9 protein-coding genes are annotated in these 15,482 nt (G+C 58.0%); 2 read left to right on the top strand and 7 right to left on the bottom strand.

The genetic code is table 11. The features are described from left to right. Positions 1 to 522 precede the first annotated feature (522 nt). Both rpoC and HY868_00470 read left to right on the top strand, forming a co-directional pair. Positions 523 to 4,965, top strand: coding sequence for a DNA-directed RNA polymerase subunit beta' (rpoC, locus tag HY868_00475; GenBank protein ID MBI5300581.1), 4,443 nt, complete (start codon positions 523 to 525; stop codon positions 4,963 to 4,965). 404 nt (positions 4,966 to 5,369) lie between these two features. After that, the gene (locus HY868_00470) at positions 5,370 to 6,644 is read left to right on the top strand and encodes a hypothetical protein (protein ID MBI5300580.1); all 1,275 of its coding nucleotides are present in this window, start codon (positions 5,370 to 5,372) and stop codon (positions 6,642 to 6,644) included. 48 nt (positions 6,645 to 6,692) lie between these two features. Here the strand turns inward: HY868_00470 and HY868_00465 are convergent, their stop codons facing one another. The 7 genes from HY868_00465 to HY868_00435 all read right to left on the bottom strand — a co-directional run bounded on the left by HY868_00465 (position 6,693) and on the right by HY868_00435 (position 15,384). Further along, positions 6,693 to 7,712: a cytochrome c gene (locus HY868_00465; GenBank protein ID MBI5300579.1), complete on the bottom strand. Its 1,020-nt coding sequence runs from the start codon at positions 7,710 to 7,712 to the stop codon at positions 6,693 to 6,695. Positions 7,713 to 7,934: 222 nt separating this feature from the next. Further along, positions 7,935 to 10,283 (bottom strand): hypothetical protein, encoded by a 2,349-nt coding sequence (locus tag HY868_00460; protein ID MBI5300578.1) that lies wholly within the window; start codon positions 10,281 to 10,283, stop codon positions 7,935 to 7,937. 424 nt (positions 10,284 to 10,707) lie between these two features. Beyond that, a complete protein-coding gene (locus HY868_00455; GenBank protein ID MBI5300577.1) occupies positions 10,708 to 12,699 on the bottom strand; it encodes a DUF2961 domain-containing protein in 1,992 nt (663 codons plus the stop codon). Next, positions 12,696 to 13,079 carry a TfoX/Sxy family protein gene (locus HY868_00450; GenBank protein ID MBI5300576.1) on the bottom strand — a complete coding sequence of 128 codons (384 nt, stop codon included), beginning with the start codon at positions 13,077 to 13,079 and terminating at the stop codon, positions 12,696 to 12,698. The genes HY868_00455 and HY868_00450 overlap by 4 nt, the downstream gene beginning before the upstream one ends. 8 nt (positions 13,080 to 13,087) lie before the next feature. Then, entirely contained in the window at positions 13,088 to 13,861 is a 774-nt protein-coding gene (locus tag HY868_00445; protein ID MBI5300575.1) for a class I SAM-dependent methyltransferase, read from the bottom strand. Between the two features lie 39 nt (positions 13,862 to 13,900). Beyond that, positions 13,901 to 14,611, bottom strand: coding sequence for a ribonuclease PH (rph, locus tag HY868_00440; GenBank protein MBI5300574.1), 711 nt, complete (start codon positions 14,609 to 14,611; stop codon positions 13,901 to 13,903). An 89-nt stretch (positions 14,612 to 14,700) separates the two neighbouring features. Further along, positions 14,701 to 15,384, bottom strand: coding sequence for a metal-dependent hydrolase (locus tag HY868_00435; GenBank protein ID MBI5300573.1), 684 nt, complete (start codon positions 15,382 to 15,384; stop codon positions 14,701 to 14,703). Positions 15,385 to 15,482 lie beyond the last annotated feature (98 nt).

Raw genomic sequence — 15,482 nt, 5'->3', positions numbered from 1 at the left:
GTCCTCAAGCGACGGTGCTATGGTCTGCTCAATGTGGAGCATCTGTTCCAACGCATTTTTCTGGATTTAGAAGGCTATCGCCTGTTTGCTCGACGCACCACTAGATGTGTCGCTTATCACGGCAATTCCCAATGAACCAGATTTTCGGTTCTCCGAGAATTACCGTGACGTAGGGCAGTCTTGTGCCTGCCCGTCCGGGCAACCACAAGGATTGCCCCTACCAAAAACGGATCACGGCAATTCCCAATGAGCCATTTATTCGGTGGTCTGCTGTAGGTCGGCAGCGGTCCAATCGCGTCTTATGCAACCCACTTGACACCGCACTTTGCCTGCGTATAATTCGACTCACAGACGGCAAAACTGGGTTAGTTGCTCCGCTAGCGGGAGTCACTTTGCAGGTCATTTTTCCCTCAAACATCCGTTCTAGCATTTCCCATCGTTCTCCGGGATTTCCTTCCGCTTACCCGCCATCTGCTGATTCCTCACTGATCGCTCCAACAATCCGTCACGTACGGAGGGTGCATGGAAATTAAAGACATGAGCGCGGTGCGCGTGAGTCTTGCCTCACCCGAACAAATCCGCGCCTGGTCGTACGGCGAAGTGCTCAAGCCAGAAACGATCAACTATCGGCGCTTGCGTCCCGAACGCGATGGTTTGTTCGACGAACGCATTTTCGGACCGACGCGCGATTGGGAATGCTACTGCGGCAAGTACAAAAAAGTGCGCTTCAAAGGCGTCATCTGCGAAAAGTGCGGCGTCGAAGTCGCGCCGGCGCGCGTGCGCCGCGAACGCATGGGGCACATCGAACTCGCCGCGCCGGTCGCGCACGTGTGGTACACGCGGCGCGTGCCCTCGTACGTCGGTTTGCTGCTCGATGTGACGCGCCGCAACCTCGACCGCGTGTTGTACTTCGCGCAGTACATGATTACGCGCGTGGATGAAGCCGCGCGCCAACGCGCCCAGCATCGGCTCGAAGAAGAACTCGCGACGAAAATCGAACGCGAACAGAAAATCGCGCAAGACAAAATTGATCGGCTCGAACTCGAGTACGAGGAGGACGTGGAGAAACTGAGCAAGCGCACCGACACGGCGATTGCGAAACTCGAAGACCAGTTGAACGCCGAGACCGACGAGATCGTCAGCGCGGGCAAGGCACTCGAACGACGCTTGGAAGAATCGGGACGCGAGGTACGCAAAGCAGTGGTGTTCGAGCCGACCGGCGAAACGATCGTCGCGGAAGGCGAAGAGATCGCGTCCAAGCATCGCAAAAAATTGCGCGAGCTGATCGAAGCGCGCCTCGCCGAAATCGAAAAAGAAATTCGCGCGAAACAAAAAGACAAGAAATTATTGTTCCAAGCCGAGCGCGATCAAAAGAAGCACGCGCTCGAAGGACAACTCGGCGAGCTAAAGCAAGCGCGCGATGAGAAACTCGCCGCGCTCGAACAGGCGATGGAACCCCGGATCGAAGAATTGAAGAGTCTCGCCGAACGCGAATTCTTGTCCGAGGTGCGCTATCGCGAACTCGCGGATCGCTGGGCGAACGTGTTCCAAGCCGCGATGGGCGCGGAAGCGGTGTACGACGTGCTCAAACGCATGGACCTCGAGGTGATGGCGCGCGACTTGCGCCACAACATTCGCGCGACGCGCTCCAAGCAACTCCGCAAAAAAGCGATCAAGCAACTTCGCATCGTCGAATCGCTCCGCCGCGCGAACAACCGCCCCGAGTGGATGATCCTCACCGTCCTGCCGGTCATTCCGCCGGAACTCCGCCCGATGGTGCAATTGGATGGCGGTCGGTTCGCGACGAGCGACCTGAACGATTTATATCGCCGCGTCATCAATCGCAACAATCGGCTCAAGCGTCTGCTCGAACTCGGCGCGCCCGAAGTCATCGTCAACAACGAGAAACGGATGTTGCAAGAAGCCGTGGACTCGTTGATTGACAACGCGCAAAAAGGCAAGGCGGTTTCCGCGCGCGGACAGCGCAAACTCAAATCGCTTTCCGATTTGCTCAAAGGCAAGCAAGGTCGCTTCCGCAAAAATTTGCTCGGCAAGCGCGTGGATTATTCCGGACGTTCCGTCATCGTCGTCGGTCCGCATTTGAAATTGAATCAGTGCGGTCTGCCCAAGAGCATGGCGCTCGAACTCTTCAAGCCGTTCGTGATGCACAAGCTCGTCGAGAGCAAGTACGCGCACAACATCAAATCCGCCAAACGTCTCGTGGACCGCCAATCGTCCGAAATCTGGGATGTGCTCGAAGAGATCATCAAGGATCACCCAGTATTGCTGAACCGCGCGCCGACGTTGCACCGACTCGGCATCCAGGCATTCGAAGTGATTCTCGTCGAAGGGAGCGCGATTCAAATTCATCCGCTCGTGTGCGCGGCGTTCAACGCGGATTTTGACGGCGACCAGATGGCGGTGCACGTACCGCTTTCCGTCCACGCGAAAAAAGAGGCGCGCGAGTTGATGCTCTCGTCGTCGAACCTGCTCAAGCCCGCGTCCGGCGAACCGATCGTCGAGCCGACCAAAGACATGGTGCTCGGCGTGTACTATTTGACGATGCAAGAGGACGGCGCGAAAGGCGAAGGCAAGGTCTTTGCGTCGGTGGACGAGGTAATTTTCGCGTACGACCTGGGTCACGTAGACTTGCACGCAAAAATCAAATTGCCGCGCGTCGTCAAAAAGAAAACCGAATTGTTCGAGACGACGGTCGGACGTGTGATCTTCAATCAGATCGTCCCGCCCGGCGTGCCGTACGTCAACGACACGCTCGACAAGAAAAAACTAAAGGAATTTATCGCGGCGGTGCATCAACGCCTCGGCTCGCTCGAGACGGCGGAGATCGCCGACCGCGTCAAAGACCTCGGCTTTCGTTTCGCGACGCGCAGCGGCTTGACGATCGCGATTGACGACATTAACGTGCCCGGCGAAAAACGCGCGATCATTGATCGCATCAGCACGCGCGTCGCCGAAGTCGAACAGCAGTATCGGCGCGGTCTCATCACCGAGGACGAGCAGTACGTCAAGACGGTCGAGTTGTGGACCGAAGCGACCGAGCAAGTGACCGACGCGGTCGCGAAAGGCATGAATCCGCATTCGCCGATTCGCGTGATGGCGAACAGCGGCGCGACGAAAGGCGGTTTCCAACCGATTCGCCAACTCGCCGGGATGCGCGGCTTGATGGCAGACCCCGCCGGGCGCATCATCGCGTTGCCGATCAAATCGAATTTCCGCGAAGGGTTGACCGCGCTCGAATATTTTATTTCGACGCACGGCGCGCGCAAAGGTCTGGCGGACACCGCGTTGCGTACCGCGGACGCGGGCTATCTCACGCGGCGGCTTGTGGATGTCGCGCAAGAAGTCATTATCACCGAACATGATTGCGGAACGCGCGCGGGCATCTGGCTGGATGCGACCTCCAAGGAACGCACCGGCGAAACGCTTGCCGAGCGCGTCGTCGGACGCGTTGCCGCGGCGGACATCAAACATCCGCGCACCGGCGAAACGATTGTGCCGACGGGCGAACTCGTCACCGAAGAATTGTGGGCGCAAGCCGAAGCCGCCAAAGTGGACAAGGCGTACCTGCGCTCGCCGTTGACGTGTGAGTCGCGGCACGGGTTGTGCGCGAAATGCTACGGGCGCGATCTGGCGCGCGGCGGCGTGATTCACATGGGCGAAGCGGTCGGGATTATCGCGGCGCAATCCATCGGCGAACCTGGGACGCAGTTGACGTTGCGTACGTTCCACACGGGCGGCGTCGCGGGCGTCGAAGACATTACGCACGGTCTACCGCGCGTCGAAGAATTGTTCGAGGCGCGCGATCCCAAAGGCGAAGCGATTCTCGCGGAGATTGACGGCACGGTGCGATTGGCAGACAACGAAGGACATCGCAAACTCAAGATCACGTCGTCGCACGTGCAGCGCGACGAGTACGCGATTCCAGCCAAAGCGCGCGCCGCTGTGCGCGACGGCGACAAGATCGCCGACGGCACGATCATCATTAAAGCTCCAAACGGCGATGAGATCATCGCGCAAAAGGGCGGCGAAGTGATTCGCGAAAATCATCACCTCGTCATCCGCTATCAGCAAAAAGAAGAACGCGAGTACGACGTGCCGGCGAACGCGCGTCTGCGCGTCGAGGATGGCAACAAGGTTCGCGCGGGCGCGCAACTGACCGAAGGGTCGTGCAATCCGCATCGCGTTTTGCAAATCCTGGGTCGCGAAGCCGCGCAGTTGTATTTGCTCGAACAAGTGCAAACGGTGTACCGTTCGCAAGGCGTCAACATTCACGACAAGCACATCGAGATGATTCTGCGGCAAATGTTCCGGCTTGTGCGCGTCAAGGCGACCGGCGACACGTCGCTGTTGCCGGGGCAAATGGTGGATCGGCTCACGTTCGACGATACGAACGTCCATGTTCTCGCGCGCGGCGGCGTGCCGGCGGCGGCGCAACCGATATTGCTCGGCGTAACGAAAGCATCGCTCAACACCGAGTCGTTCCTCAGCGCGTCGAGTTTTCAGCACACGGTCAACGTGTTGTCCGAAGCCGCCATCGGCGGACGTCGCGACGATTTGTACGGTTTGAAGGAAAACGTCATCATCGGCAAACTGATTCCGGCAGGCACGGGCTTTCGCCGTCGCAAGCCGATTTCCGCGCACGCGCTCGCCGTAATCGCCAAGCGCGGGCATCGCTTGAGCGAGGACATTCGTCTCGAAGATGAAGAACTCGCCGAAGCGGAAGAATTCGAAGAGTTGCTCGCGGCGCATGAAGTCGAAGACGCCGATGCGGAGCCGGACGATGAAGCAGTGGGCACGCCGGAACAAGTCGCCGCGGATTCGGACGAAGCGATTGACGACGAACCGCCGGAACCGGACGACGAACCGATCGAACTAGACGACGACGAGTTCGACGATGACGCGGACAACGAAGACGACGACGAGGATGAAGATGACGAGGAATGAAAACTGAAACTTGCGCCGGCGATTGCCGGCGCAAGTTTTTTGTCTGCCGATAAATCCATAACGCGGTAGAGTTGCAACGAGATTATCTTTGCGATTGAACGCCTTTGTCAGAATCCAGGTTTCTTCGATAAACCTGGATTCTTTTTTACGCGCTAACCGTTTGGCGAAGATATCGCGATTGTGATCGTTTTTCGGCAGGCATACTTAACCCAGGAATGCGCCGGACAAATTTGTCCGGCGCATCTCAGTGGAGAGATCCTCCTGGATTATGCTTGGGACAAATCACGTCGCCGACTCGCAAATATCCTTAACGATTTTCTTATTCAAATTCGAGCGCCGCGCAAATACACCACTGGGATGATTGCGTATTCCTGCATAGACCACTAAATTCTAGGAGGGAAGAAATGAAAACTGTTCGTCTCGTCACGCTTCTCATCGTTGCGCTAATCGTACTGGCGGCGTGCGCCGCTCCGCCGACGCCCACGCCCGTGCCAACGCCGGTGCCGCCCACTGCTACGCGTGTGCCACCAACCAACACGCCGGTCCCGCCGACGGCGGTACCACCGACCACCGTGCCACCGACCGCCGTGCCACCTACGGCGGTTCCGCCAACCCAGCCACCGGCGGCAACGGCAACCACCGTTCCGCCTAGCCCAACGCCGGTCACCAAGCCCGCGACCTTGGCGCTCAATCAAACGAGTCTCGGCAAAATCATTACCGATGGCAATGGCATGTCGCTCTACATGTATCCGCCGGACACGCGCGAACCCAGCACGAGCAATTGTTACGACTCGTGTGCGCGCGCGTGGCCCCCGCTGCTCACGGCGGGCAAGCCGGAACTAAAGGGCACAGATCTGACCGCGTCCTTGGTCGGCACGACGACGCGCAAAGATGGCACGACCCAGGTTACGTACAACGGCTGGCCCCTGTACTTTTGGAATCGCGATCGCAACCCCGGCGATGTGCTGGGTCAAGGCGTCGGCGATATCTGGTGGGTGATGACCGCGGACGGCGGAATCATCACAGCGCCGGTCACCGTCGCGATTCAGGTTCCGCTCGGCGCGGGACGTGATGGCGATCAAAATGGCACGGCGACGTTGACTTCGCGCGGCGCCAAGACCGATGTTTCGATCAACATCAAACCCGGTCCGCAAGGCGTGGCGCAACCCGCGCACATTCACGAAGGTGTGTGCCCGGCGCCCGGCGCGGTCAAGTACCCGCTCACTAACGTCGTTGACGGACGATCTACGACCTCGCTCGATGTGACGCTCGCCGATCTGCTCAAGGGTGGATTCGCGATCAACGCGCACAAATCTGCCGCCGAAGCCGGCATGTATGTCGCGTGCGGTAACGTGCCGCAAGGCGCGATCGTCAAACTTGATAAAGGTCGCGATGGCGATCAACCCGGCACTGCCGTCTTGCTCGCGCAAGGCGCCAAGACCGAAGTGAACGTGTTCATCAAACCGTCGCCCGGTGTGCCGCAACCCGCGCACATTCACGAAGGCGCGTGCCCGGTTCCCGGCGCGGTCAAATATCCGTTGACGAACATCGCGGAAGGCAAATCCAAGACCTCGGTGGATGCCGCGCTCGCCGATCTGCTCAAGGGTGGATTCGCGATCAACGCGCACAAATCTGCCGCTGAAGCCGCCAAGTACGTATCGTGCGGTGATCTAAAATAATCAAATAAAAAAACACCTCCCAGGTTTGCAAACCTGGGAGGTGTTTTTTTATTTGAGTGTCAGCATATACGCGATCAAGTCCTCGAGTTGTTGCGGCGTGAGCGTTTGCCCAAAGGTTTGATCCATCGCGCTGTTGCCATCTTTGCCGCGAAACGCATCGTTGCCGGGCACGATGTAAATGTCCGGACTGACGATGGACTCGCGAAAATACTCGGCGACGGTTTTCGCTTTGCCAGTGTACGCGGGCGACTTGAGCACTTGCTCCGCCAACGTCACCGCGTTTCCCAGGTTCGGACCCGAGTCTTCGCCTGGTCCGGGCGATGGACGATCCGGGTAATGACACGAGTTGCACTCGATCTTGGGCACGCCGAACAATTTCGCGCCGTTTGCCGCATCGCCTTTGAGCGCGCCCGTCGCAACTGGCGCTGTTGAACCTTTCAGCGTCAACAAGTACGCGACGAGGTCATCCACTTGTTGCGGCGTCAACAGCTTGGCAAAATTTTGTTCCATCGCGCTCGCGCCGTCTTTCTCGCGAAAATTATCGTTGCCGGGCACGATGAACACATTCGGCGTCAGAATGGATTCGCGCAGATAGTCGGCGACGGTTTTCGCTTTGCCGGTGTACGCCGGCGATTTGATGATTTGCTCGGCGACGACCGCGATGTTTCCCAGGTTCGGCGCGGTGTCTTCGCCGGCTCCCGGTGTATCGCGGTCGGGATAGTGGCACGCGTTGCACTCGATCGGTTTTTGAGTAAATAATTTCGCGCCATTCGCCGGGTCGCCTTTGCTATCGGCGACAGATGCAGTAGTTGGTTGCGCGGCGGCGCGCGTCGCAGTGGCAGTCGGCGCGGGAGTGTTGGTTGGCGGTACGCGCGTCGCGGTCGGCGGGATTGGCGTACTCGTCGGTGGAACCGGCGTTGCGGTCGGCGGAATTGGCGTACTCGTCGGCGGAACCGGCGTCGCGGTCGGCGGCATGGGTGTCGGCGTGGGCGTTGACGGCGCGGCGCACGCGGCGAGCAACGCCACGCCAAGCGCGAGCGCGCTCAATCGCACTAGATATCGAAACACAATCTCCTCCTTTTCGGTTGTGAATGTTCGTGATTCCTCAACCTTGCGAAGGTTTGAAGGCGTCATTCTCCAGGAATCGGATTTGTTATCGTCGCGCGATTCCGCGGATAAGTGATTGATAACCTTCGCAAGGATGGGCTGTAGATACGAATGTTCTGGTTCTGATGTTCTTACGCAAAAAAGAACTGACCGGTTTTCGACACGCGAACCGGTCAGGTTGATTCATTCCTTCCACTTGGATCGTTCTTTTTCGACCCAGGCAAATTTTCGTTGGAGCGCGCTCGTGTAAAGCCGCTTCCAATCGTACCCGACGTGATCGCCCCAGGATTTGTACACGCGCGGGTCAATATAATTTTTGAGCGACGTGCCCAGGTTGTAATCGCGCGTCCTTTTTGCCAGGTCGAGTTGCAGGGACGCGCGTTCGACGCGTTCTTCGTAGTTTTCTTGCGCGACGAGCGGCGCTTGGCGCGCCTGTTCGAGCACGGCTTGCGCCTTGGCGACGCGTTCGGCGTAACGCGCCGGACCGGTCGCAAGATCGTGTTGCGCGCGTTTGAGCGCGGCTTGCGCTTGCGTGAGTCGCTTGTTTATCCCGCGCGTTTTGGCGCGCTGATTCTTGGTCGCGGCGTCGAACACTTTGCGCGCCGAGGAAATACGTTCTTTGAGCCGCTTGAGTTTTGTGTCGTGCGTCTTTTTTGTTTCAGCAAGCGCCTTGCGCGCGGCGCGCACGCGTTTCTCGTGTTGCGCCAACGCCTTTTTATTTTTCGGAGGTTTTTTCTTTGCGAGCGCGTCGAGTGCGGCTTGCTTTTTCTTCAGCGCGACGTGCGCGGCGGCTTCCACCGGTTTCTGCGCGGACAGCAAATGCTCGAGCGCGGTTTGGCGCGCCTTGACCTGCTCCGCGAGTTGCGGCAACGCGGCTTGTTGCGCGCGTAGTTTCGCCAACGCTTCTTCGCGCGCCTTGACCTGCGCCGCCAATTTTTCTGGATCGGGCTTGGCGGACAATAATTTTTCCAACGCGCGCTCGCGCGCCAGAATCTGCGCGTGAAGTTTACGCGCGTCCGGTTTTGCCGCGCGCAATTTTTCGGTTTCGATCTCGCGTTTGGCGAGCGTCTCTTCCCAGTTTTTCGGCGGCGTGCGTTTGTGGTTGCACACGATTGCCGCATTCAAGTTCGCCAAGCGCGCGGCGTAATCCTTCTGGTGCATCGGCGCGTCCGCACTGACGGTTTGCTCCAGCAACTTGGTTCGTACGGCGGTCGTCGCGTGGTACGTGCGAAACACCTTCGCCGTCAAGCCCGGCACGATGCCGCTGAGAAAGCGGTTGATGTGCGTTGAGTCCACCTTGTCAAAGATCTGTTCGCCGGGTTGCTTGCCGCGCGATAGATCGAGCAAGTTGCGGGCGAGCGCTTCTTCTGTCTCGTCGCGCGCAATAGATTTCTCCCACAGCACGCTATCCTTGCCGAGAAAGTTGAAATCAATCCGCTCCGCTTCGACGCGCACGTGCTCCACGCGCAGAGTGGACGCGCCGACGGTGTCCGCTTCGTCTTCGTCTTTTTCGTCGCCGACGCGCATCGCGAGCCGATCAATCAAATAACACACCGTCGCGAGTTGGCGTTTCTGCATTTCGGCGTGATGCAACTGCTCGCGTCGCTTTTCGACTTTCTCCAACGCTTGACGCGCGCGCGCCAGTTCGTTTTCCGCTTGGCGGCGTCCATCGGTGTCGCCCACCTGGTTCGCGCGCAAAATTTTTTCTTCGCGCGATTTGATTTCGGCGCGCAATTTGCTTGCTTCGCGTTCGATGCTCGCGCGACCGCGCGTGTCTTCGAATGCCATCAATTTGCGAATCTCATCGCGCACGCGTTCGACGCTCGATTCGAGTTTCGCGGCTTTGAGATACTTTTCCTTGTCGCGTTCCTGCCGCAGGTGCGACGAATCGGCGAGCCAGACGTACTTGCGTTTGTCCGACAGTTTATCGTACCACGACGCGATCCACATCGAATCGTGCTCGTGAACGATTTTGCCCCACGCGTGTCCAGCCGGCGCGGGCGGCACAGGCGCGTCCTCGTCGAGATTGAGCGTCACCTCTTCCGGTTGCACGCGTCCTTTCCACTTGCCGCGCAAGGGATGTGCGCCGCGTCCCATCAAAATTCCCGGCGGCTCGACCAGATACGCGCCGATCTCGGTCGCGATGCCGTCAATCACCGCCATACCGTATTGCGCTTTCAGTTCATCGCGCGTGGCTTTGCGCTCGGCGGCGCGTCGTTTTTTTTCTTCGTCGGATAGATTCGCGGTTTTTTCGCGATCGGCAATCGCGTGCAGTTCGCGCCAATCCATCTCGTCGAGCGTAATCGTTTGCAGTTCGGGTGCGAGCGTGGTTTTGAAATCGTCCAAAAAGTTTTTCTGAAACACGGCATCGTGAACGTACGGCGTGTCTTTTTTCTTCGCCCACGCCATCAACATTTCTTCTTGTTCCGGATTCAATTTGATCGGCTGACCTTGGAGGCGGACGGTCAGACCACGATAATCGTACGACGGCGGAAACGCGACGCCGTTATGTCGCAAAGTTTGCCATTTCAAGACGAACGACTCCTCAATGTATGATTGCAAGCGAAACCCGTTTTCTCTGAGAGGTTGTTTAGGAATTCAGCCAACCTTGCGAAGGTTTTGCCGACCAAACAAGTGTGGTTTGCAGGCAGCAGGCGTGTCATTAAGCGACACGTTTCTAATCAACCTTCGCAAGGCTTTTCGCCGAATTGTTAAACAAGCTCTGAGGAGGAAACGGGTTTCCAACGCGGCGGATTATACCGCAGATTTTTTTCCTTTACAAACGCATTGGCGTACGGGGGTGTGCGTCAAAATTTTGGAACACTCAACCTTGCGAAGGTTTTGACGACAAATCAAATATGATAACCGTTCAACCTTCGCAAGGTTTTTTCACCACCCAAAAACTTGACGCACACCCGGCGCACGGCGCGGTATTTTCCGATGCGCCTAAACCGTGCTACGATATGGTATTCGCGCTCGGCATTTCGCGATAGTAAAACACAGTCGCGCCAAACGTGACGGGAAAATTATTCTTCCACGTGCCGTGACCGAAACTCATGTGCAAACCGTTCTTGAAACGAAACGCGGACAGATCGTTGAAATAGCGAAAGATCGTCGCGTACCCGTCCTTGCCATTTTGGTAGCGCAAGATGCCGCCAAACGCGCGGTTCGATCCGCCGGCTGGTTCGGTGTAACCGCGATTGAAATAAAACCCGCCATCCGCCCAGTCCTCGTGTCCGGCGTACACGCGCGTCGCGCCCGATCCATCGCGCAAGGTGAGATTGCCTTCAAGATAACCGTTCGTCCACGGTTTCTTTTCCGGGTCTTCCACATTCGGTTTGCCTGGCAAAAACACTTTCGGAATTTTATCGAACGCTTGCTCGTCCGTCACCAGCACGAGTCCAACGAGTTTGCCATCGCCCGGGAGCGCCACCTGAAAATCGGGACCGAATGCCGCGAGTTTTTCACCGGCGCGAAAGGTCGCGCGCAGTTGCGTGTTCGGCGTGTCCGATGCAGCTGCGAGACGAACGTTCACGCCAAGCGCGGTTGGACTCGTGAGTTCGAGCGTCATTCCATTTTGGAACGGCATCGGCAGATTGCTGTAAAACACGTACGCGTCGTTTTCGACGATGATACCGAGCGGCGTCGAACGATGCGCGACGATTTGCTTGTGGTCGCCGAAGAACGCGATGAGCGGCAACGCGATGCCGACTTGATCTCCGTACTTGACGCGTAGGGTCAATTGCTTTGGATCAAATTTCTTCGCGATGCGGAATTGGAGCGCGGCAAGCGTACCCGCGCCATTCAACTGAATCGTCGCCGGTTTGCCCGCAACAATTTGTGCATCGAACGCGCGCACGTGATCGAACGTGTCAATGTACTTGTCAGGTTCGCTCACGTTACGCGCGGTTTCCTCGCGCGGAAAATCCACGTTGCCCGCGAACGATCTGACACGTGTGTTGTCCGGCAAGCGCACGCCGGTTGCGAGAAACCACTTTGGTTTTTTCGTTCCGCCGTATGTCAGCACGCGCAAATGTTTTTGGTACAGCACCGGCACGATGCTTCCGATCGAGCCAAATTCGCGATGTCGCCACGTTAGCGCGCGTGCGAGGTCGGGCGTCATGCCGAGCGCCTTGCCGGAAAACCAATCTACAATCGCGCCGTCGTACGCGATGCGGTCGTCCACTTCGATCCGCAAGTTGCCGAGTTTATCGAGATTGCCCCACTCGATCAATTCGTCCAGGTTGCGAATCGGTCCGACGTTGCGTTTCGATTCTTCGGTCGCGAGCATCCACACTGCGTCCTGGGTGAACCAGAGTTTATCCATCGCGCCCGGACCTTTGCGGTCAACGATCAAGTACGCGGGCGAATTACGAATCGTCTCTTTGCGATACGGCTGCCATTGTCCGTCGTCGTCTTGCCACATAAAAAACGGCGAGTCCCAATTTTCGAGTTCGCTGAAGAAATCCCAATACGTCACGCCGCCAAGTTCTTCCTGGTACTGTTTGACATTGACCGTGCTGTTCGTCCAGGGTTTGCTCTCGACGATAATCGCGTGCGTGCGATTCGTGAAATAGCCGCGCAAGAAATCGTACGCCGTGTAAATCGTGTTCGTGTTTGGCGCGATGAGCGGCGCACCGGTTGCGTCGAGTTCGATTTCGCCGGAACGCGCGATGGGGGTAGGAACTGAGGGAACTGAGGGAACTGGGGAACTAGGTGATGCGCGCGACGGAGTTGGCGACAGCGCGATAATCGCGCGCGCAGTTGGAGTTTCAGTTGGTGGAGGCGAAACTGGGATTTCGCTGGCAGAGGATGAACACGCCGCGAGGATGAGCGCGCCGAATGTCATTGCGAGGAGCGTTCTATGCGACGAAGCAATCTCCGAGTGGCTTGGACGCGTATGCGGCTTCGCTTTGCTCACCATGACACTGAAAGAAAAAAGGTTCACTTTTTCTTCCGCGCTTTGGGTGGCAGAGTCGCGGCGTACGCGTACGATTTTTCGAGCCACGCGTTAAAGCGCGTTTTCGATTTCAGAATCGCGGGCGGCACGACAGCGTACTCGCGCATCGGTCGTCCTGGGACCGGCTCAAAGTGTTGCGCGCCGGTCTTTGCAAATTTCGCCAAATCGTCCGGCGAGAGGCGCAGGAATACGCTCTCGTTGAACACACCGGCAAACATGTTATCGTTGACGAACGCGCACGGGCAACCGAACATTTTGCGCGGCGTGACGCCAGGCATTGGTGCGGTTGCCTGCGTAAAAAACGCGACCAGTTCCTCGGGTGGTTTGCGGAACTTGGGCATGGCACGTGATTTCGTTTGGGTTGGCATTTTCCACCTCACTCGCTCTCGCGTTTGATGCCGACGAACACCACGCGTCCGTACTGATCGGTCGTCGTGCCTGGCGCAAACCCGGCTTGCTCGAGCAAGCGCACCCAGGTCGCGTGCGGGAATAGACCCTCGGTGTGGCGATCCTCTTCGGCGCGCACCGTGCCGTTTGCCTCCCGCAAGAGATAGACAAAATCTGTGATGTACGTGTTGTCGTTCGGGTCGGGGTCGTACGTCCATTCGAGATAACGCATCCCGCGCGCGTCGCGGTCATGTCCGCCGTGCTTGGTGCCGGGTTGGAATGTTTCGCGCGTGCAGTCCGGCACGATCACGACCGCGCCGCCGGGTTTGCAATGCGCGAACGCGGTCTTCATCACCTTGAGCAAATCGCGCTCGGTCGTGATATACATGATTGCGTCATGGATGAACACCGCGTCGAATGTTCGCTTGAGCCGAATCGTTCGCATGTCGCCGAAGATGTGCTCGCATTCGGGATTGAGTTTGCGGCTCACGCGCAACATTTCGCGCGAGCGATCCACGAGCGTCATCTGGAAAAAGCGTTTGAGGTGCGACGCGTTGTTGCCGCCGCCGCAGCCCAGTTCGAGGACGGTGCGCGGCGGGTTGACGCACGACTCGCGCAGAACGCGGCGAACGAATTTCGCCTCGTCCGCATAATCCGCCGGATCGGAAAGCAGATGCCACCACGGCGCGAGTTCGCCGTACAGTTTCGGTTCGCGTTTGCGGGTGGTGGCTCGTTTGGATTTTGCTGGGAGAGGTTTTCGCATGGGTCATCTGATTGCTGAACACTGAACACTGTTTACTGTTCACTGTCCACTGATTACCGCATTTTGAATCTTCATCAATTCGCCAATCCCCTCGCGCGCGAGATTGACCAAGCGATCCATCGCGTCGCGCGCGAACGGTTCGCCTTCGGCGGTGCCTTGCACTTCGATGAATTTGCCTTCGCCGGTCATCACGATGTTGAAATCCACTTCCGCGCGCGAGTCTTCGGCGTAACACAGGTCGAGCATCTCTTCGCCGTTCACAATGCCGACACTCACCGCCGCGACGTTCGCCTTGAGCGCACGCGGCGACGCGGTCTTGTCCTTGATCATTTTGCGGAGCGCCATCGCCAGCGCAACGTACGCGCCAGTGATGGACGCGGTGCGCGTGCCGCCGTCGGCTTGAATCACATCGCAGTCAATCGTGATCGTGTGCTCGCCGATCAGTCCCAGGTCTACCGCCGCGCGGAGCGAGCGACCGATGAGGCGACGAATTTCTTGCGAACGCGCGCTCGGCGTCGTTTCGCGTGGCGTGCGCGTGTTCGTGGACGCGGGGAGCATTGCGTACTCGGCGGTGAGCCAACCCTGGGCGCGTCCTTCGAGCCATCTCGGCACGCCGGGTTGCACGGTCACCGCACAGAGCACGCGCGTCTTGCCGGCTTCGATGAGCACACTGCCGGCGGGATAATCAAGATAGCCCGGTGTGATTTTCACCGGGCGCAGTTCGTTGTTGCGACGATGATCAAGGCGCACAACTGTTTTCTCTTTGTTGCCACAGAACCACACGGGATCACACAGAATTTTTTTTCGTGTGCTTCTGTGTGATTCCGTGGCTAACGAATTTAGATGCTGAACGATTCGCCGGGTTTGAGCACGACGACCTTAGTTTTGGGCGCGGCGCGCTTGACGCGCGCGGCGAACGACTTGCCATCCTGCGCGATCATATCGAACGTGTTATAGTGCATCGGGATCAACACCTTGGGCTTGATGAGTTTGGTCGCGCGAATCGCGTCGTCGGGACCCATCGTAAAGTTGTCGCCAATCGGCAAGAGTGCGACATCAATGCCGTCTTCGCCGATCAGTTTCATATCGTAGAACAAGCCGGTGTCCCCGGCATCGTAGATTTTCGTTTTGCCGAGCGTGAGCAAAAAGCCGGCGGGGTTGCCCGCATAGCGTCCATCGGGAAACGACGAACCGTGATGCGCGATCGTCAGTTTGAGGCGACCGAAGGGAAACTCGCGACTGCCCCCGATGTGGAGCGGATGCGCTTTGCAACCTTGTCCCTGGCAGTACGACGCGATTTCGTAATTACTGAGAATGAGCGCGCCGGTGCGTTTGGAAATCGCCACCGCATCGCCGAGGTGATCGCTATGTCCGTGCGAGACGAGAATGAAATCGGGTTTGACTTGATCGGGGGTGACCGGCGCAACGGGGTTGCCGGCGAGAAATGGGTCAATGAGGAGCGTGCCTTTGGGTGTTTCGATGAGCCAGCACGCATGACCGTACCACGTTAGTTTGACTGCCACTGCCAACCTCCAGCCGAAGAATGTTGGGCGGATTATAGCACAAACACCTAGCACGCTCAAACGCGTGGGCGATTTTTGAACCACAGATTACGCGGATT

The sequence above is a fragment of the Chloroflexota bacterium genome (assembly GCA_016219275.1).
Lineage (GTDB): Bacteria > Chloroflexota > Anaerolineae > UBA4142 > UBA4142 > JACRBM01.
This window is presented reverse-complemented; position numbering and strand designations above follow the sequence as displayed.

Excerpts from the sequence above, each read along its gene's own strand:
- rpoC (MBI5300581.1), top strand. The coding sequence starts at position 523 with ATGGAAATTAAAGACATGAGCGCGGTGCGCGTGAGTCTTGCCTCACCC.
- HY868_00450 (MBI5300576.1), bottom strand. The coding sequence starts at position 13,079 with ATGCCAACCCAAACGAAATCACGTGCCATGCCCAAGTTCCGCAAACCA.
- HY868_00470 (MBI5300580.1), top strand. The coding sequence starts at position 5,370 with ATGAAAACTGTTCGTCTCGTCACGCTTCTCATCGTTGCGCTAATCGTA.
- HY868_00445 (MBI5300575.1), bottom strand. The coding sequence starts at position 13,861 with ATGCGAAAACCTCTCCCAGCAAAATCCAAACGAGCCACCACCCGCAAA.